Source organism: Vicinamibacterales bacterium, assembly GCA_035699745.1.
Taxonomy (GTDB): domain Bacteria; phylum Acidobacteriota; class Vicinamibacteria; order Vicinamibacterales; family 2-12-FULL-66-21; genus JAICSD01.
Genome location: DASSPH010000067.1, coordinates 1 through 19,604 on the forward strand (window position 1 = coordinate 1; position 19,604 = coordinate 19,604).

At 68.0% G+C, this 19,604-nt stretch carries 16 protein-coding genes; 10 read left to right on the plus strand and 6 right to left on the minus strand.

Features of this window, described 5'->3' with window-relative positions:
• Window positions 1-1,002, plus strand: a 1,002-nt coding sequence (locus VFK57_14580) for a serine hydrolase domain-containing protein (protein ID HET7696936.1), incomplete at its 5' end; no start/stop codon positions are given.
• Between the two features lie 9 nt (window positions 1,003-1,011).
• Here the strand turns inward: VFK57_14580 and VFK57_14585 are convergent.
• A complete protein-coding gene (locus VFK57_14585) occupies window positions 1,012-1,977 on the minus strand; it encodes an alpha/beta hydrolase-fold protein (GenBank protein HET7696937.1) in 966 nt (321 codons plus the stop codon).
• A gap of 124 nt (window positions 1,978-2,101) precedes the next feature.
• Here VFK57_14585 and VFK57_14590 point away from each other — a divergent pair, with 124 nt between their 5' ends.
• The 5 genes from VFK57_14590 (at window position 2,102) to VFK57_14610 (ending at window position 10,238) form a co-directional block, all read left to right on the plus strand.
• On the plus strand, window positions 2,102-3,658 hold the full coding sequence (locus tag VFK57_14590) for a sulfatase (protein HET7696938.1): 1,557 nt from the start codon (window positions 2,102-2,104) through the stop codon (window positions 3,656-3,658).
• Between the two features lie 637 nt (window positions 3,659-4,295).
• Window positions 4,296-5,576: an SLC13 family permease gene (locus VFK57_14595; GenBank protein ID HET7696939.1), complete on the plus strand. Its 1,281-nt coding sequence runs from the start codon at window positions 4,296-4,298 to the stop codon at window positions 5,574-5,576.
• A gap of 41 nt (window positions 5,577-5,617) precedes the next feature.
• Window positions 5,618-7,660 carry an adenylate/guanylate cyclase domain-containing protein gene (locus tag VFK57_14600; GenBank protein ID HET7696940.1) on the plus strand — a complete coding sequence of 681 codons (2,043 nt, stop codon included), beginning with the start codon at window positions 5,618-5,620 and terminating at the stop codon, window positions 7,658-7,660.
• A complete protein-coding gene (locus VFK57_14605; protein ID HET7696941.1) occupies window positions 7,657-8,790 on the plus strand; it encodes a M48 family metalloprotease in 1,134 nt (377 codons plus the stop codon). The genes VFK57_14600 and VFK57_14605 overlap by 4 nt, the downstream gene beginning before the upstream one ends.
• A gap of 47 nt (window positions 8,791-8,837) precedes the next feature.
• A complete protein-coding gene (locus tag VFK57_14610) occupies window positions 8,838-10,238 on the plus strand; it encodes a mechanosensitive ion channel family protein (GenBank protein ID HET7696942.1) in 1,401 nt (466 codons plus the stop codon).
• On the opposite strand, the gene VFK57_14615 is transcribed toward VFK57_14610, so the two are convergent.
• From VFK57_14615 to VFK57_14625, 3 genes are all read right to left on the minus strand, one after another.
• Window positions 10,227-10,937 carry a hypothetical protein gene (locus VFK57_14615; GenBank protein ID HET7696943.1) on the minus strand — a complete coding sequence of 237 codons (711 nt, stop codon included), beginning with the start codon at window positions 10,935-10,937 and terminating at the stop codon, window positions 10,227-10,229. The genes VFK57_14610 and VFK57_14615 overlap by 12 nt on opposite strands.
• A 111-nt stretch (window positions 10,938-11,048) precedes the next feature.
• The gene (locus tag VFK57_14620; protein ID HET7696944.1) at window positions 11,049-11,546 is read right to left on the minus strand and encodes a hypothetical protein; all 498 of its coding nucleotides are present in this window, start codon (window positions 11,544-11,546) and stop codon (window positions 11,049-11,051) included.
• A gap of 33 nt (window positions 11,547-11,579) precedes the next feature.
• The gene (locus tag VFK57_14625; GenBank protein ID HET7696945.1) at window positions 11,580-12,761 is read right to left on the minus strand and encodes a tetratricopeptide repeat protein; all 1,182 of its coding nucleotides are present in this window, start codon (window positions 12,759-12,761) and stop codon (window positions 11,580-11,582) included.
• Between the two features lie 88 nt (window positions 12,762-12,849).
• Here VFK57_14625 and VFK57_14630 point away from each other — a divergent pair, with 88 nt between their 5' ends.
• Window positions 12,850-13,182 carry a hypothetical protein gene (locus tag VFK57_14630; GenBank protein ID HET7696946.1) on the plus strand — a complete coding sequence of 111 codons (333 nt, stop codon included), beginning with the start codon at window positions 12,850-12,852 and terminating at the stop codon, window positions 13,180-13,182.
• 12 nt (window positions 13,183-13,194) lie between these two features.
• Here VFK57_14630 and VFK57_14635 read toward each other — a convergent pair whose 3' ends face one another.
• Together VFK57_14635 and ggt are read right to left on the minus strand one after the other, a co-directional pair.
• Window positions 13,195-14,172 (minus strand): hypothetical protein, encoded by a 978-nt coding sequence (locus VFK57_14635; GenBank protein HET7696947.1) that lies wholly within the window; start codon window positions 14,170-14,172, stop codon window positions 13,195-13,197.
• Window positions 14,173-14,224: 52 nt separating this feature from the next.
• Entirely contained in the window at window positions 14,225-15,913 is a 1,689-nt protein-coding gene (ggt, locus tag VFK57_14640) for a gamma-glutamyltransferase (GenBank protein HET7696948.1), read from the minus strand.
• A gap of 55 nt (window positions 15,914-15,968) precedes the next feature.
• On the opposite strand from ggt, the gene VFK57_14645 reads away from it, so the two are divergent.
• The 3 genes from VFK57_14645 (at window position 15,969) to rfbH (ending at window position 19,604) form a co-directional block, all read left to right on the plus strand.
• Entirely contained in the window at window positions 15,969-17,918 is a 1,950-nt protein-coding gene (locus VFK57_14645; GenBank protein HET7696949.1) for an aldehyde ferredoxin oxidoreductase C-terminal domain-containing protein, read from the plus strand.
• A gap of 31 nt (window positions 17,919-17,949) precedes the next feature.
• Window positions 17,950-18,201: a MoaD/ThiS family protein gene (locus tag VFK57_14650; GenBank protein HET7696950.1), complete on the plus strand. Its 252-nt coding sequence runs from the start codon at window positions 17,950-17,952 to the stop codon at window positions 18,199-18,201.
• A 74-nt stretch (window positions 18,202-18,275) separates the two neighbouring features.
• Window positions 18,276-19,604 (plus strand): lipopolysaccharide biosynthesis protein RfbH, encoded by a 1,329-nt coding sequence (gene rfbH, locus VFK57_14655; GenBank protein ID HET7696951.1) that lies wholly within the window; start codon window positions 18,276-18,278, stop codon window positions 19,602-19,604.

A 19,604-nucleotide genomic window follows, 5' to 3' on the forward strand; every position in this document is an offset into this window, starting at 1 on the left:
CAGAACCTTCCAGGCCTGTCGGTGGCGGTCGGCGTCGGCGGAGAGATCGTCTGGGCCGAAGGGTTTGGCTGGGCGGACGTGGAGAAGCGCGTGCCCGTCACGCCAGGCATGCGCTTTCGAATCGGCCACACGTCCAAGGCGCTCACCTCGGCAGCCGTCGGCCTGCTCCTCGAGAAAGGGCGGCTGCACCTTGACGATCAGATCCAGAAGTACGTGCCGGCGTTCCCGATCAAACAATGGCCGGTCACGCTGCGGCAGTTGATGGGACACGTGGCGGGGATCAGGCATTACCGCGGTGAAGAAGATTCCGTTCCCACCGCGCACTGCGAGCGAGCCGTCGACGGATTGAAGAACTTCGCGGACGATCCGCTGCTGTTCGAGCCCGGCACGCAATACGGTTATTCGACGTACGGCTGGGTCCTCGTGAGCGCCGCCGTCGAGGCCGTGGCGAACCAGCCGCTCCCCGCGTTCATGGCGGCGCAGGTGTTCACCCCTTTGGGCATGACGGCGACGTCGTTCGACTCCGCGACGTCACCGATCCCGGACCGGGTGACCTTCTACCAGCGGAGATTCACCGGCGACGCCGGCGAGGGAGTAGTGCCGGCGGCGCGCGTCGACAACTCCTGCTTCGCCGGCGCCGGCGCCATCCTCTCGACCCCCTCCGATCTCGTGCGGTTCGGGACGGGGCTCAATCGCGGCAAGCTGCTGCGCGCGGATACCGTCAGGAAGCTCCAGACACCTCAGGTGCTGAACGCGGGTACGGAAACCGAATACGGTCTCGGCTGGATGGTGGAGGAAGTGACGCTGGCCGGCGAGCCCACCGTCATGGTGCACCACGCCAGCCGGAGCCTGAGAGGCGGCACCACGTCGTTCATGACATTTCCGGCCCGCGGCATCGTCGTCGCGGCGACGGCGAACATCGCCAACGCGATCACGAGGGATATCGCGTTGAACATCGCGCAGGCGTTTGCCGAACAGGGGACAACTGCGACTGCCAGGTGATCGGTGCAGTCATTCCGGCCGGATGTAGCCTTTGTTGGTCCGCTTCGAGACGGTGTTGAAGAAGAAGAACACCTTCTCCATGTTCTCGGCTCCGCGGCGGATCCAGAACTCATGGTCCTTGCCGGGGACCTCCAGATATATGTGCTGCGCCCCGGCGCCCTGCAGCAGCATGGCCGCGCGCCGCGATGCCGCCACGTTCACGATGGAATCCTTCTCGCCGTGCATCAGGAGCGTGGCAAAGCTGCGATAGCGCTCGGCGTTCGCCGCGTCGCCGATCCCGCCCGCACCTGAGATCGGGGCGATGCCGGCCCAGATCTCGGGATGCTTCGCGCCGAGGTGGTAAGTCCCGGCGCCGCCCATCGAATGTCCCATCAGGTAGATGCGGTCGCTGTCGATCGCGTACCGCTGGCGAATCAACGTGAGCACCGTCATCGCGTCGAGCTCTGACAGCTCGCTCGGTCGTCCGGCTCGCACTCCCCACCATCCCGACAGGCTGAAACCCATCGGCGCGACGACGATGAAGCCATGGCGCTCGGCGAAATCAGTGGTTCCGTCGAACAGCATCTGCATCAGCGGCGTGATGTTCAGCCCGTGCAGGTTCACGATCAGCGGCGCCGGTTTTGCCGGCGTGTAGCCAGACGGGACGAACAGCGCATACGGCATGTCTGCGTCCGCCTCGGCGAGGCGGTAGGTGCATTCGAGGATGCGCCGCTGGGAGGGGGTCAGACGCGGCTGCGCGGATCGCGGAATACCCTGGAAGCCGCGCGAAATGTCCGGCGGCGGGATGCCGGCGAGCGGCGACCCGTCGTGATTGACGTTCGGCGTGCCCGCGCTCGCGTCCGCGTGCGCCTGGGTGACGAACGCGCAGGTCTGGCCCGGCGCGAGCTGCGCCGGCGCCGCGGCCTGCGGAAACGCCGCCGCTGCCGGGAGCAGCAGCCAGGCTGCCGCCATCCAACTCGTGCGCCGATGAATCATGGTGGCCCGGGATTATCGCGCAATCGGGCGCGCGGCGCAGCGGGCACACGGTCAATCACCTCGACCGCGCCGCCGCGGCCGCTTCGCGTATATCATCCGGCTGCGTTCCGAGGAAGGAGCACGGATGCGATCGCTGGTGGCAGGTTTCGCGGTGACGGTTTCCATCCTGATCGTGTCGGCCGCGGCGCAGCAGCCGGCGCGCCCCTCGCGGCCGAACATCGTCTTCATCATGACCGACGATCACGCCGCCCATGCCATCGGCGCCTACGGATCGCGGATCAACCAGACGCCGCACCTCGACCGGTTGGCACGGGAAGGGGCGCTGCTGACCAACGTGTTCGCCACCAACTCCATCTGCACGCCGAGCCGCGCCGCGATCCTCACCGGCCAGTACTCGCATCTGAACGGCGTGACGATGTTCAACCGGTTCGACAATTCGCGAACCACCGTGGCGCGGCTGCTCCAGCGGGCGGGGTATCACACGGGCATGATCGGCAAGTGGCACCTCGGCAGCGATCCTCAGGGCTTCGATCGCTGGGAGATCCTGCCGGGGCAGGGGGCGTACAAGGATCCGGTGCTCTACACCGAGACCGGCGAGAAGACCTACACCGGCCGCTACGTCACCGACGTCATCACCGATCTCGCGCTGGCCTTCCTCGAGCAGCGGCCTCGGGACAAGCCGTTCTTCCTGATGATGCACCACAAGGCGCCGCACCGGCCGTGGCAGCCGGACGAGGCGTATGCCGCGCAGTTCGCGTCGCGCCGCATCCCCGAGCCGGTCACGCTCTGGGATCGCTATGACACACGGACGGACGCGCTCCACGAAAATCAGCAGCGCGTCGCGGCGGATCTCACCAATCGCGACCTGAAGCGGCCGCCGCCGCCCGAGCTCGCCGGCGCCGAGCTGACGAAGTGGCTCGCGTCCAAGCCGTCGGAAGTCACGATCGTCCGCGACGGAAGGAGCGTGACGCTCACCGGCGACGCGCTCGTGCGCTGGAAGTACCAGCGCTACATGCAGGACTACCTCGCGACCGTGCAGTCCGTCGACGACAGCATCGGGCGGGTGACCGCGTTTCTCGACAAGGGCGGCCTGGCGCGCAACACCATCGTCATCTACACCAGCGATCAGGGCTTCTTCCTTGGCGACCACGGGATGTTCGACAAGCGGTTCATGTACGAAGAGTCGATCCGCATGCCGTTCCTGGTCCGCTGGCCGGCGTCGATCAAGCCGGGGACCAGAAGCGACGCCATCGCGCTCAACGTCGATTTCGCGCCGACGTTCCTCGATGCGGCGGCGCTTCCCCCCTCATCCGACATGCAGGGACGCAGCCTGCTGCCCGTGCTCCGCGGGCGGACGCCGCGCGACTGGCGCACGTCGATGTACTACCGCTACTACCACGATCCCGGCGACCACAACACGCGGCAGCACTACGGCGTTCGCACGCTCACGCACAAGCTGATTTACTTCTGGACGAAGGATCAGTGGGAGCTGTTCGACCTGCGCACGGATCCGTACGAGCTGCACAATCTCTATGGCGAGCCCGGGCAGGAAACGCTGACGGCGTCGCTCAAGAGCGAGCTGGCGCGATTGAAGCGCGAAGCGCGCGACGACGATCAGCTCGCCGATCGTCAGCTGCCGAACGGCGTGGACGGTCCGGTCGCGAAATTGCGAGGGAAATGAGGCACGGAAGCGACTCGCTTCGCTCGCTATCGGGCTCAGGGCAGGGAAGCGACTCGCTTCCTTCCCTGCAGCCCCCTGCCCGACAGGGAGCGCAGCGACTCGCTTCCTTGCCCGCAGCCCGTTGCCCGACAGGGAAGCGACGCGACTCGCTTCGCTCGCTCTCGGGCTCAGGGCAGGGAAGCGACTCGCTTCGCTCGCCGTCGGGCACGGCGCCGAGGCCCTATCCGCGACAGGAAGCAACGCGACAGTCATCCTTGCTTAAGCTCCTTGCCCGACAGGGAGCGACGCGACTCGCTTCCTTGCCCGCAGCCCGTTGCCCGACAGGGAAGCCACGCGACTCGCTTCGCTCGCTCTCGGGCTCAGGGGAGGGAAGCGACTCGCTTCGCTCGCTCTCGGGCTCGGGCGAGGAAGCGACTCGCTTCGCTCGCTCTCAAGCTCGGGCAAGCAAGCGACTCGCTCCGCTCGCTATCGGGCTAAGGGCACGGAAGCGACTGCCCGCCAGGGAGCGCAGCGACTCGCTTCCTTGCCCGACAGGGAGCGCAGCGACTCGCTTCCCTGCCCGCAGCCCGTTGCCCGACAGGGAGCGAAGCGACTCTCCCTTCGTCCGCCGCCGCGCCGTCCGGATGAATCGCCCGCAATGCGCGGCATACTACAGCCGGTGAGTCCGGCCGTCCTCTCGTTGCTCGCGCTCGTCGTCGCCCTCGGTCTGTCGATGACGTCGCGGATCAACGTCGGCTGGCTGGCGCTGTCGTTCGCCTGGCTGATCGGCGTCTATGCCGCGGATCTGCGCCCGGACGCGGTGATCGGCGGCTTTCCCGTCTCGCTCTTCATCACGCTCTCGGGTGTCACGCTGCTGTTCGCGGTGGCGGAGGCGAACGGCAGCCTCGAGGCGCTGGCCAATCGCGCGATGGCCCCGGCGCGCGGCCGCGCGCGCCTCATCCCGCTGCTGTTGTTCGCCATCGCCTGCGGCTTGTCGTCGGTCGGTCCCGGCGCGGTGTCGACCGTTGCGCTGCTCGCGCCGCTGGCGATGACGATGGGCGTGCGCGCGGGTCTGCCGCCGTTGGTGATCGCCCTGATGGTCGCCAACGGCGCCAACGCGGGTAACCTCTCGCCGTTCTCGGCGGTAGGGGTGATCGCCAACGGCGCGATGGCGAAGATCGGCCTGGGCGGTTTCGAGGGAAGAGTCTGGTTCGCCAACTTCGCCGCGCATGTGCTCGTCGCCGGCGCCGCATACGCCGCTCATCTGTGGACCACGCGGTCGGCGCCGCCGGACGACGCTCGAGGCGCTGCGCCGATCGCGGCGCACGCGCCAATGCCGGCGGCGCAACGCTGGACGCTGCTGCTGATCGCCGCCTGGATCGCCGGCGTCATCGCGTTGAACCTGCACCTCGGCCTCTCCGCATTCGCCGCCGCTGCCATCATCCTGCTGACGACGCGGAGCGACGAGTCCGCCGCCGTCAAACGCATGCCGTGGAGCATCATCATGATGGTCTGTGGCGTGTCGGTGCTGATCGCGCTGCTGGAGAAGACGGGCGGAATGGACCTGTTCACCACGCTCCTGGCCCGCCTCGCGTCGCCGGCGACGCTGAACGGCGTGATCGCCTTCGTCACCGGCGGCATCTCCACCTACAGCAGCACCTCCGGGGTCGTCCTCCCCACATTTCTGCCGACGGCAGCGACGCTGGTCGAGCGGGTCGGCGGCGGCGATCCGCTCGCGGTCGCCTTGTCGATCAACGTCGGCTCCTCCCTGGTCGACGTGTCGCCACTGTCGACGATCGGCGCCCTGTGCGTGGCGGCGGCGGCGGACGCGGTCACCGGCCGCACGCTGTTCCGCGCGATGCTGCTGTGGGGCCTGGCGATGACGGTGGTCGGCGCCGTTTTCTGCGCGCTCTTCGCGCCGGTGCTCGCCGCGCGCTGACCTGCTACCATTAGGGGCCCCCGGAACCACGAACCCACGTAATGGTCCATCTGCGCAAGTTGTTGGCAGGCCTCGGCCTGGGCACGCTCGCGGCGCTGATCGTGCTCGGCGCCTCGGCGTCCGGCGATCTCCTCGACCGGGTCGAGCTCACCACCTACGACTGGCGGATGCGCCTTGCGGCGGATCCCGCCTCGGTCAACCAGGACATCGTCCTCGTCGAAATCAACGATCTGAGCATCCGCGAGCTGCAGACCGGCTACCGGATGCGCTGGCCCTGGCCGCGGGTCGCCATCGGGCTCGCGATCGACTTTCTCCATCGCGGCGGCGCGAAGGTGATCGCGGTCGACATCGCGTTCACCGAACACGACCAGGTTCTGAAGTACAGCTTCGACGATCCCAGCGACGAGTGGAGCGGTGCGCAGAGCGACGACAAGCTGGTGGAGTTCGCCCGCGCCTCGGGCAACGTGGTCATGCTGGCCGACGCCGTCTACGAGGGGATCGCGGATGCGAAGGTGAAGGACGCGCATCCCGCGAACTGGGCGGCGTCGCCGTACCGTATCGGCCCGCTCGCGGAGCCGCGCCCGCTGGTGCTCGCGCCGTATCAGGAGCTGACGGACGCGGCGGCCGCGCTCGGGCACAACCACCTGACGACGGATGACGACGGGCCGGCACGCCGGATGTCGCCGTTCATCGTCAGCGATGGCAAGGAACTGCCGTCGCTCGGCGTGGCGGCGGCGCTGCGCGCGGCGAACGTGGCGGCGTCCGAGGTGTTCGCCGAGGGGGAGTACCTGCGTCTTGGCAGCGCGCGCATGCCGCTGATCCGGAGGCGGATAGACGAACGCGATCAGTGGTCGATGCTGATCAACTACCGCGCCCCGGCGCTCGTCCGCAATCAAAGGGGGGAACTGGAGCCGCCCTACCGCTCTTACGAGTTCCGCGAGATTTTTGCCGCCGAGCAGGAGATCCAGAAAGGGCTGAAGCCGCGGCTCGATCCATCCGTGTTCAAGAACAAGATCGTGTTCATCGGTCTGACCGCATCGGGCCTGCTCGACGTGTTCCGCACGCCGATGTCGACGTCGGGCTCCGGAGTGATGCCGGGCATCCAGCTGCATGCCAGCATCACCGACAGCATCCTGGCCAACCGCTTCATCCATCCCGCGTCCTCTGCCTCCCGCATCGCGTCCGTGCTGATCACCGCCGCGGCGATCGGCCTGCTCGCCGCGTTCCTGCCATTCGCCGCCGCGGCCGGCGCGTCGCTGGCGATCCTCGGCGGCTGGACGTTGTTCGCCGTCGCCGCCTTCAAGGGGGGGCAGTGGCTGAATCTCGTCCAGCCGGTCGCCGCCGGCGGCGCCGCGCTGTTCTTCGGGACCGCCTACCGGTACTTCGTCGAAGGGCGGGAGAAGCGCAAGGTCGCGAAGCTGTTCGGCCGGTACGTGTCGAAAGACGTCTACGCCCAGCTGATGGCGCACCCGGAACAGGCGGAGCTCGGCGGGGCGCGCCGCGAAATGACGGTCCTCTTCTCCGACATCCGCGGCTTCACCTCCGTGACCGAGCGCGGCGACCCGGAGGAGCTGGTCGGCCAGTTGAACGAGTACTTCTCGCGGATGGTCGCGATCGTGTTCCGGAACAAGGGAACGGTCGATAAGTTCGTCGGCGACATGGTCATGGCGCTGTTCTCGGCGCCGCTGGACGATCCCGACCACGCCGAGAACGGCGTGAGGACGGCGATCGAGATGGTGCGCGAGCTGGCCGAGTTGAACAAGGCGTGGGCGGCGCGCGGCATGACGCAGCTCGATATCGGCATCGGCGTCAACTCCGGCGAGATGATCGCCGGCAACATCGGCTCCTCGTCGATCATGAGCTACACCGTGATCGGCGACAACGTGAACCTGGGCGCGCGGCTGGAATCGCTGAACAAGGAATACAAGTGCCGGATTATCATCAGTGACGCCACCCGCGCCCGGCTGAAGCAGCAGTACGACCTCCGCCCGCTCGGCGGCGTGGTCGTCAAAGGCAAGAGCAAGGCCGTCGAGATTTTCGAGGTGAAGGTTCCCGCTCCCCTTGTAGAGGTACAGACGACATGAAGGCAGCAGCAATCGTTCTCGCGGCAGTGTTCGTGGCGGGCCTGGCGAGCCCGGCGCGCGCGCAGCTCGGTGGACTGGGCAAGCTCAAGAAGCTCGGCGACAAGGCTGTCGACACGAAGAACAAGGTCGACGATCTGAGCTTCTCCGAACAGGAGGAACGGCAGCTGGGCGAGCAGGTGAGCCTGCAGCTGCGGAACCGGTTCGGCGTGATGCAGGACGAGAAGGTCGCGAAGTACGTGACGCTCCTCGGAACCATGCTTGCCCAGGCGAGCGCGAAGCCCGCGCTGGACTGGAAGTTCATCGTGCTCGACACCGAGGGCGTCAACGCGTTTGCCGCGCCCGGCGGCTTCGTGCACGTCACCCGCGGCCTGCTCGGCCTCGTCAAGAGCGAGGCGGAGCTCGCCGGCGTGCTGGGGCACGAACTGACGCACATAACGGCCAAGCACACCATTCGCGCCATCCAGAAATCGAAAACCGTTTCGCTCAGTGCGGACGCGGCCGGCAGCGGCGGCGGCATGCGCGGCGAGTTGATCAAGCGGGCGACCGAAGCCGCCTACAAGTCGATCCTGGAAGGGGACTTCAACCGCGACGACGAGCGCGAGTCCGATGAGGTCGGTGCGAAGCTCGCCAACAGCGTGGGATACGCTCCCAACGGCATCGCCGAAGTCCTGAAGAAGATCCAGGCGCGCAACGGCTCGAGGCAGGATCGCAACGGCATGTTCGCCTCGCACCCGGCGATCAAGGACCGCATCGCCGACAACGAGAAGCAGATCAAGTCCGCGAAGCTCACCGCCACCGCCACCGGCGAAGCGCGCTACAAGCAGAACATCACGTTCGACGCCAGGCCGATTACCGAGGTCGCCACCGCCGAGGAAGGGGCCGCCGGTCTCGCCGCCGGCGACAAGAAGAAGGACGACGACAAGAAGGCGGAGGAGTCGAAGAAGAAGGGCGGGCTCGGCCTGAGCGCGATTACCGGAGGCAAACAGCAGGCGTCGACGCAGCAGGCGTCGTCGGCTGGCGCCCGCGGCGGCGTGCCGGATCGCGACGCGAAGGGGGGACCGAACAAGAACGCGATCAACGTGCGCGTGACCGCCGCCGAGATCGAGGCGTTCAAGAAGGGGATCGCCTGACGGCGCTTCACACCAGCCATCTCATCCTGGGCATCACGGCGCTCGCCGTGGTGCTCGGGTTGATGAGCGTCACCGCCAACCGGCTGATCCGGCGGAAGCTCCGGCTGTCCGTCGTCCTGCTCGTCGTCTACATCGCCGTCGACGCGGCCGAGGCCCTGTATCCGTTCTCGGCGGACACGCTCGACCAGGTTCAGGCGTTCGGCCGCCTCGCGCTTGCCGCGGCGCTGATCAACGCCTTCGTCTTCCTGATCATCAACCCGCTGCGGCAGGATCGCGTGCCGGAGCGGTTTCCGACCATCCTTCAGGACGCGATCGTGATCGCGCTCGTCCTGCTCGCGTCGAGCTTCCTGAGCCAGCACCTGGTCACCACGTCGGCGGTCAGCGCCGTCGTCATCGGCTTCGCGCTGCAGGACACGCTGGGCAACGCGTTCGCCGGCCTGGCGATCCAGAGCGAGAAGCCGTTTCACGTCGGCCACTGGGTGAAGGTCGGGGATTTCGAGGGGCGGGTCACCGAGGTGACCTGGCGGGCGACGAAGCTGCGGACCAAGCAGGGGAACTTCGCGATCCTGCCGAACAACATCGTCGCAAAGGAAGCGATCATCAACTTCTCGGAGCCGGCGCTGCCGCTGCGGCTCGAGGTGGAAGTCGGCGCGTCGTACAACGTGCCGCCGAACAAGGTGAAGGCGGCGATGATGGAGGCGCTGCGCCACTGCTCGCGCGTGCTGCCCGCGCCGGCTCCGGACGTGGTGCTGGTGGCGTTCGACGCCTCGGCGATCACCTACCGCGCGCGCTTCTGGATCGACGACTACGCGGCGGACGAAGTGTCGCGCGACGAAGTGCGCACCGCGATCTACTACGCGTTCCAGCGCCACGACATCGAGATCCCGTACCCGATCCAGGTGCAGTACGATCGAGCGTTCGAGCCCGCCGACGGCGCCGCCAGGCAGGCGGAACAGGAGCGGCTGCTCGGCGGCGTCGATCTGCTGGCGACGCTGCCGGCCGAGGCGCGGACGCAGATCGCCGTCTCGGCGCCGATGGCGATCTACGGCAGCGGCGAGACGATCGTCCGGCAGGGGGACGAAGGGCAGTCGATGTTCGTCGTCCTCGACGGCGAAGTGCGCGTCGTGCTCGAGCCGAACCGCAACGAGGTCGCGCGGATCCGACGGGGCGGCTATTTCGGCGAGATGTCGCTGCTGACCGGCGACCCGCGGACGGCGACCGTGCTGGCGGCGGGAGACGTGACGGTGACGGAAATCGGCGCCGACCTGTTCCGGCGGGTGATCGCGGCGCATCCGGAGGCCCTCGAGAAGATCGGGATGGCCGTGATGATGCGCCGCGCCGAGCTGGATCAGGTTCGATCGTCCGCCGCCGAAACGGCGACCGTCGAAACGAGCACGCTGCTGACCCGGATGAAGCGGTTTCTCAGGATCACTCGATCACCGGACTGACCGAAAGGCCCGGTTGTAGCCCTCTTCGAATCCGCGGCGATACTCGATCCGGTAGGTGTCTCGCGAACCATACGCGCGGTCGTAGTCATGATCGCCGCTGCGGTACCAGCTGTGGCGCGAGACGTCGGGATAGCGACGCTTCTGCACGTCCTCCAGCCCCTTGCGATAGCCGTCGCTGGCGCCGTTCTGGAACGCGCCGTAGTTGCCGCGGCCGTAGCCGTATCCGCTGCCGTTCCCGTAGCCCCAGTTGCCGTTGCCGCGGTTGTTACCGTAGCCGCGATCGTTGCCGTAGCCGCGATCGTTGCCGTAGCCCGGATACTGCCCGTATTGCCCGCGCGAGTCGCGCTGATAGTAGCCCTCGCGATAGCCCTGGGCGAAGCCGCCGCGATAGTCGTCGCGGTAGCGCTCGCGGTCGCCATACGAGCGGTTGTAGCCGTTCGTCGCGTCGCGATAGTCGCGTTCGAGCTGGGCGTTGAACGGCTTGCGATCGCGGGCCGCCTGCTCGCCGCGCCGGAACCCGTCGCGGTAGCCGTTGTCGAAGGCGCCGCGCCGCGCGGTTCGATACGGCGCCTGGTAGTCGCCGCCGGCATACCTCGGCGCCGTGCCGAGCCAGCCGCCGCTCTGGGCCGCTGCCGGCGCTCCACCGAGAAGCACCAGGGCCGCCGATATCGTCAGAAACCGTGCACGCGTTGTGACCATGGATCCGCTCCTTGCTGCACGCCTGTTCGAGCAAGAAGCACACCCGTGCCGATCGGAAAAAAACGGCCGGAATTCCGCGGTCGCGCGCGGATCGTGATCTGCGGGGGACAGCTACTGCGACCAGATGAGGACACGCGAGCCGTCGTTGTCCTTCTGGTCCAGGATCAGCGTCGGCCCGAACCGCTCGAGGTCTTCGACGGTCAGCCGCAGCTTGGCGAGATCGACGTTGCCGCCGCCGATGTCGAAGCGCGAGCCGCGGCCCTTCAACCGCAGCAGCCAGAACGGCACCTCGAGGCGGACCACCTTCTCGTCGTCGGAGTCGAAGGCGAGGATGGTGAGCGTCTGCGGCCGCTGCGTCCCGGCGGGGCGATCGGTGTTGGCGTGCAGGAAATTGCCGCGCTCGTCCAGCTCGATGAGCGGTTTCTGGTCGACGAAGCGCGCGCGGATCGACTGGAAGTCTGCGGAGGCGGTCGCGGCCGTCGTGCTGCGGACGTCGACGTGCGACTTGACGAACCACAGGCCGGCCGCCGCCATCGCGATCACCCCGAGGATCCCGAAGACGACGACGCCGACGACGATCCAGACCCACGGTTTGACTTTCCCGGCCATCAATCCACCATCCAGGACGTGACGTGCCCCGCGCTACCGCATCTTACGCGCTTCCTCGACGCAGATCGGATCGTTCGCCTGACGGCAGATGGTCGCAGCCTGCGCCGCCATCCGCTGCACCTCGGGCTTGTCCCCCTTCTGCAGGGCGACGCGCGCCATCTCGAGATGCGCCCGCCCCTGGACCCACGCCGCCGCGCCCGGCGCCTGCGCCTGCCTGAGATCCGCGAGGGCGTCGTCGTGGCGGCCAAGCAGCACCCGCGCGGCGCCGCGCTTGTAGTGCCAGAGCGCCTCCTCCCCGGGAATCCTGGCGCGCGTGTCCTTCGCGAGCAGCCCCAGTCCGTCGCTCAGGAGCGCCTCGGCTTCGGCGGCCTTGCCGGCGCGGGTCGCCGTGGCGCCGGCCTCCAGCAGCACCAGCCGGTTGCGCGGGTACCGCCGCCGAAGATTGCCCAGCACCCGCATCGCGTCGTCGTACCGGCGCTCGCGGTTATAAAGCAATACGAGAGCGAACTCGGCGTCCGTTCGATTCTCCCCGGCGGCCGCCGCCGTCTCCTCGATCATCCGCATGCCCTTGTTCTTGTCGCCGCCGAAGCCGGCGACGTAGGCCATGACCCGCATCGGGAACGACAGCGTGGAGACGATGTACCGGTAGGTGCCGACGATCAGGCCGGCCTCGCGGCGCCTGGGGTCGAGCTCGAGGACGTGCTCCTGCACGTCGTAGCTCCGGCGGGCGGCGCGGAACCCGGCCATGAGCTTCCCTTCGACCGACGCAATGTAGGACGCCTGCAGTCCGACCGCGGTGCCCAGATCGAATTGCGCCTGCGCGTCCCCCGGCGAGGCGGCCACGCGCTTCTCGGCCAGTTCGATCGCCTTCGCCACCGCCTGCTTGAACTCGGTGTCGAGCTCCGCCGGCGGCTTCTTCATTTCGACCGACGACCGCGTGAAGCTGCCAAGGTAATGATCGACGGTGACGGCCCCCCGCTGAAACAGGATGAGCAGCCACACCGCGGACGCGAGCGCGCGGTAATTGGCGGGATCGCCGGGATCGGCGGCGACAGCCTGCCGCAGCAGGCGGATCGCTTCGTGGTGGTCGAGGTTGTAGACGAGATCCGACGCCCGCTCGCGCAGCTCGCGCGACGATTGGGCGGCCTCCGCCGGCGGAACCCAGATCAGCGACGACAGCAGCAGCGCGGCGAGAACTGGCCGGCGTGCGCGCATGGGCATATGATAGCTGGGCTGCGACATGGACCTGCTCCCATGGCAGTAAGGCGCCGACGAGGAGCCGGTCAGCTCAGGGAGGAGATGGATGCCGAGAGGAAGACCGCGGAAGAACCCCCAGGATGTGCTGATTCGATCGGCGGAGCTGATTGGATGGGCGCTCGGCGGAATCGAGCGGGAGATCGTCGAGACGCGGAACAGACTTGCGGCGCTCACCGCGCAGGCGGCCGAGCTGCGGAGCCGCGTCGGATTGAAGGGCCCCGGACGTCCTGCCGCGGCACCGGCCGCAGCCGGCGCCGGCGAGGTTCCCCCGGTTACCGGCCGGAAGCGCCGCCGCCGGACCATGTCTCCGGAAGCGCGCAAGCGCCTCTCGGAGATGATGAAAAAGCGGTGGGCGGAGCGGAAGAAGGCGTCTAAGTAGTCTCCACCCGCGTCAGAGAACGAATCCTCGTCCGAGGCCGCGCTCCGAGGCCCGCTCGAACGCCAGGTGCGCCGCGGCCACGTCTTCGACGGCCATTCCCAGCGATTTGAAGATCGTGATCTCGGCGGCGCTCTGTCGTCCGGCCGCACGGCCGCCGAAGACGTCGCCGAGCTCGGCGGCGATATGCGAGGCGTCGATCGCGCCTTCGTCGATGGGAATCACCAGGTCGCCCGCTTCGGCGAGCGCTCCGGCGCGGGAATCGACGAACACACGCGCATCACGGACCAGCGCCGTTTCCATCTCGCGCTGATCCGGCCGGCAGGCGCCGACCGCGCAGATGTGCGCGCCGTCACGCACCCAGGCGCGGCGAAGCACCGGCTCGCGCGACGCGGTGACCAGGGCGATGACGTCCGCGCCGGTTGCTGCCGCTTCCGCCGAGTCGGCCGCGACCAGCCTGGCGCGGGCGTGGGCCGGCACGTCGTGCAGCAGCGCCGTCACGCGTCCCGCGTGGCGTCCCCACACCCGGATCTCGTCGAACGATCGCACTCGTGCCAGCGCGTCGAGATGGCTGCGTGCCTGCACGCCGGATCCGAGGATGGCCAGCACGCGCGCATCCTCGCGCGCGAGATGCCTGGCGGACGCGGCCGAGACCGCGGCGGTGCGCGCCTCGGTTATGTAGCGGCCGTCGAGAATCGCGCTCAGCGCGCCGGTCTCGGGATCGTGCAGCACGATGGTCGCGAGGTGCGACGGCAGGCCGCGTTCGGCGTTGGTGTGATACACCGACACGAGCTTGGTGCCGAGCGCCGCCGGTTCGGCGATGGACGCCGGCATCACGCCATAGAACGCGCCGCGGCCGGCGTCGACGATGCTGCGCAACGGCTGGCGGACGGCGCCCGCCGAGAATCGATCGAGCGCGGTTTCCATCGCCGCGATCAGATCGTCCATCGAGAGAACGGCGCGAACGTCTTTTTCAGAGAGCAGGACGGGCATCTCCGCCCGACGTTACCACACGCGAACTTCGCACCCGGACCTCGGCCCTCCGCTACCAGCCTGCCGCCATCCCGTCCTTGCGCGGATCGGATCCGCCCATCAGCACGCGCGTCTTCGGATCGATCATGATCCCCTGAAAGCCGCCGAACACGCCGGGCGTTCGAACGAGCGTATGGCCGCGCGTCGCGAGGCCGTCGCGCGCCGCCTGGGTGAACGCCGACTCGAGCGCGAGGCCGGCGCCGCTGTGCCGGAACCGCGCCGCCTCGCCCGCGTCCTGGATGTTCATCCCGAAGTCGATCAGGTTGATGAGCACCTGCACGTGCCCCTGAGCCTGCATGTCGCCGCCCATGACGCCGAACGACACCCACGGCACGCCGTCCTTCGTCACCATCGCCGGCACCAGGGTGTGGAACGGCCGCTTGCCCGGCGCGAGCGCGTTCGGATGCGCCGCGTCGAGGGTGAACAGGTTGGCGCGGTTGTGCAGCACGATGCCGGTGCCGCCGGCGACGATGCCGGCCCCGAACGTCTCGTAAATCGACTGGATCAACGAGATGACGTTCCCCTCCGCGTCCGCCGCCGTCAGATAGATCGTGTCGCCGCGTCCGGCCGGCGCCTCGCCGCCCGCCGGCGTCGTCCGGCCGTCGATCGACAGCGGCTTGTAGTCTGACGCCTTGTCGCGGTTGATCTCCTTGCGGCGCTCGGCGGCGTACTCCTTCGACAGCATCTGCTGCACCGCCCTGGCCGGCGTGGTCGAGGGATCGCCGATCCACGCGCCGCGATCCGCAAAGGCGATCTTCTTGGCCTCGACGAGCAGGTGCAGGTATTCCGCCGAGTTGTGTCCGAGCGACTTGAGATCGAATCCTTCGAGGATGTTGAGCGTCTCGAGCGCGGCGATGCCCTGCGTATTGGGCGGCAGCTCGAACACTCGATGGCCTCGATAGGTGGTCGAGAGCGGCTCGACCCAGTCCGAATGGTGGTCCGCCAGATCCTTCGCCGTCAGCAGGCCGTTGCGGCGCCGCATGTCCTCGGCAATCGCCCGCGCGATGTCCCCCTTGTAGAACGCGTCGCGTCCCTGCCTGGCGATCGTCTCGAGCGAGGCGGCGAGCGCCGGGTTCTTCATCACCGTCCCGGGCTCCGGCGCCTTGCCGTCGGTCAGGAACGCCGACGCGGCAGAGGAATCCCTGGCGAGCAGCCCTTCGACGCTCTTCCACTGATCGGCGATGATCTCGCTGACCGCATACCCCTCGCGCGCGTAGCGGATCGCCGGCTCCAGGGCCTGCGCCATCGTCCGCGTCCCGTGCTTCGACAGCAGCTCGTGCCAGCCGTCGACCACGCCGGGGACGCTGACGGCGAGCTCGCCGCGCAGCGGGATGCGGTCGAGGCCGCGGCGCTTGAACTCGGCGAGCGTCGCCGCCCCCGGGGCGCGGCCGCTGGCGTTCAAGCCGTGGATCTTCTTGTCCTTCGCGCTGTAGACAATCGCGAACAGATCGCCGCCGATGCCGTTCATCGTCGGTTCGACGACGCTGAGTACCGCGGCTGCGGTGATTGCCGCGTCGATGGCGTTGCCGCCGGACTGCAGCACCCGGAGCCCGGCCGCCGTCGCCAGCGGCTGGCTGGTCGCGATCACCCCGTTCCGCGCCATCACTACCGATCGTGTCGAGCTCGGCTTGCCCGCCGGCCGATCGCCTGCCGTCTGCTGCATCAGGATGCCTGCCACCAGAAGCGCTGCTGGAACTCGCATCCGCGGAGATTACCAAATTTCGCCATTCGCAAATTTCCCAATTACACTGCAGAGAATGTCTATCCGCGACAGAGTGGCACGGCTGGTCGCCGGCCTGCCGAACGCGCCGCAATACCCGACGCAGGGGGCGACGCTGTTCGTCGATCTGGAGCGCCGGGAGGTGCAGCGCGGTTTCACGCCGCTGCGCGTGGTCCGGTCGCTGCTCGCCGGGCGGGGCGCGAACATGTTCTACCTGCACCGCCTGCTCGACGAGTCGCTGTCGCCGCTGCATCCGGACGTGCCGCTCATCTTCGGATCGGGGGTGCTCACCGGCATTGTGCCGAGCGCCGCCCGCGGCAACGCGACGTCGTGGTCGCCGGAGTCGGGTGTGCTGCTCGATTCCAACGCCGGCGACTACTTCCCGTCGTTCATCCGCATGAACGGCATCGATCACCTCGTGCTGTTCGGCGGCGCCGCCTCCTGGACGCTGCTGCACATCCGGAACGGGGAGGTCGCGTTCCTCGACGCCTCGCCCTACGTCGGGCTCGACAATATCGACATGCGCGAGCGCATTCCGAATGACTTCGGGGGTACCTGGACGCGCGATCTGGCGATGGTCAACATCACCCGCGCCGGCGAGAACCAGGTGCTGACCAGCGCGATCATGGGCGGCCCGAAGGCCTGCTACGCCCGCGGCGGACCGGGCGCCAAGATGGGATCGCTCAAGCTGAAAGCGATCCTGGTTCAGGGGCAGACCCGCGATTTCGAGACCGCCCAGCCCTACAAGGGGTACAACCGGACGATCGCGCAGAAGCTGCTCGACACCTCGGTCGTCAAGCACGCGCTCAAGACGACCGGCACGCCGTTCCTCTACCGGCCGAGCCGCATGCTCGGCGCCATGGGGACCAAGAACAACCAGCTCACCACCTGGACCGACCGGCTCGACGCCGAGCACATCACGCCGTACCGCCCGGGGATGACGGGCTGCTTCCGCTGCCCGGTGAACTGCCGCCCGCTGAACGATCTCCGGCAGCCGCAGGATCGCTACGGCGCCGGCGACGGCCCCGAGTACGTGACGCTGGGGAAATTCGGTCCGAACATCGGCGTCGATCGCATCGAGTCGGTGATCCGGCTGAACAACATCTGCAACGATCTCGGGTTCGACACCGCGTCCACCGGCTCCTCGATCGCCTGGGCGATGGAGTTGTTCCAGCGCGGCATCATCACCACACACCAGACCGGCGGTCTCGATCTGTCGTGGGGCAACGCCGAAGCGGTCGAGGAGCTGCTGTTCCTCGTCTCCCGGCGCGAAGGCTTCGGCAACGTCGTCGCGGACAGCACCCGCGCCGTCGAGCGCGGCCACTATCCGGGGGAGGCGCTGAAGTATCGGATGGCGGTCAAGGGACTGATGCAGAGCGACCCGCACGACGCCAGGATTCTGAAGGCCTTCGCGCTGGGGCTGGCGGTGGCCACGCGCGGCATGGACCATCTGCGCAACCGCGTGACGCTCGAGATCAACGCGCGCATCAACGACGATCCGGCGTTCAAGGAGCGGCTCTACGGCGGCCCGGTGAGCGCGGCGCCGAACAGCTACGAGAACAAGGAGCGCGCCGTCCGCGTGTGCGAGAACACCTACGCGGTCGGCGACAGCGTCGGGATGTGCCGCTTCACGACGAAGCTGTTCAACAGTCCGTCGCTGCCGGGGCTGGAGGAGTTCGCAAATCAGGTCGGCAATGTCACCGGGCTCCAGTTCTCGACCGACGAGCTCAGCGCCGTGGGACACAACGTGATGGGGGTCGAGCGATTGATCAACGGACGCCTTGGCGTGGGCCGGGCGCACGACACGCTGCCGGACCGGTGGTTCGACGAGCCCGTCACGGTGGGACAGTATGCGGGGGAGCGGATAGACCGCGCGGAGTTCGACGCGATGCTCAGCCGGTTCTACGAGATTTCCGAGCTCGACGGGAACGGGCAGCCTGCGGGCGACTGGGGACAGGGTCTCCGTCAATTGCTGGCTTCGCAATGAAGGCACAAATGCGAAGCCCTGGGGTGCGACCGTGATCACCGTGCGGCTGCCGGCAACGCTTCGGGTTGGCCCGAGCGACACCCTGACGTTCGAGCAGCCCCTTGGCACCGTTGCCGACCTCATCGACGCCATGGACGCCCGAATTCCCGGGTTCCGCGATCAGCTCGACGACTCGGTCTTCAACTTCGCCGTGAACGACGAGATGCTGCTGCACCGCGCCCGCGAGCGGGCCCTGGCCGACGGCGACGTCGTCGAAATCATTCCGACCATCTCCGGCGGCTGACCCTTCGGGCCGATAACTCTTCCGGTGAGCCTGTCGCCCGTGCCAAGGTGTGCAGAATCGTGAAGGGAGACCCGGTGTCCGCGGCCAGCGTCCTGCGGGAGCAGATCCTGTCGCTCGTGCGGCAGTACCACGAGGCGCAGTTCCCCGTACGTCCGTTCGCCCCCGGACACGACCTCGCGCACTACGCCGGACGGGTGTTCGACGCCGAGGAGTTGTGCCACCTCGTCGACTCGAGCCTGGACTTCTTTCTCACCGCGAACCGCTACGCGGAACGCTTCGAAGCCGAGTTCTCGGACTACCTCGGCCTGTCGGACGCGCTGCTGGTGAACTCGGGATCGTCGGCTAACCTCGTCGCGGTCACATCGCTGACCTCGCCGAAGCTGGGAGAGCGGCGGCTGAAGCCGGGCGACGAGGTGCTCACCGTCGCGGCCGGTTTTCCGACGACGCTCGCGCCGATCCTGCAGAACAGCCTCGTGCCCGTGTTCGTCGACGTCAACCTTGGCGATTACACCGCGGACCCGAACCGCCTCGCCGATGCCATCGGGCCGAAGACGCGCGCCATCGTGATGGCGCACACGCTCGGCGTGCCGTTCGACCTCGACGCGGTCGGCGAGCTGGCGAAGAAGCACGATCTGTGGCTGATCGAGGACAACTGCGACGCGCTCGGCTCGCGCTACCGCGACCGGCTCACCGGCACGTTCGGCCACCTGGGAACCATGTCGTTCTATCCGGCGCATCACATCACGATGGGCGAGGGCGGCTGCGTGGTGACGAACGACGAGCGGCTGGCGCGCATCGCGCGCTCGTTCCGCGACTGGGGCCGCGACTGCTACTGCGCCGGAGGGGAGAGCAACACCTGCGGCACGCGCTTCAGCCAGCAGTTCGGCACCCTGCCGCACGGCTTCGACCACAAGTACGTGTACAGCCATGTCGGCTACAACCTGAAGGTCACCGACATGCAGGCGGCGATCGGCTGCGCGCAGCTGCAGAAGCTGGACACGTTCATCGCCCGGCGGCGCGCCAACTTCGACTGGCTGCTGAACGCCTTGCGTCCGTATGAGGATCGCCTGCTGCTCCCGCGCGCGACGCCGCATTCGGCGCCGTCGTGGTTCGGCTTTGCGATCACCGTCCGCGACGGGGCCGGCTTCACGCGCGCCGAGCTGGTGCGATTCCTCGAAGCGAACAGGATCGAGACGCGCAGCCTGTTTGCCGGCAACCTGCTGCGGCATCCGGCATTCACCGGCATTCCGCATCGCGTGGTCGGCGGTCTGGCGAATACCGACACGGTGATGCACCAGACCTTCTTCGTTGGCGTGTATCCCGGCCTCGACCGCGCGCGGCTGGAGCACATGGCATCGGCGTTCGCGCGGTTCATGCGCGGCGAGCGCGCGGGAGGCCTGTGA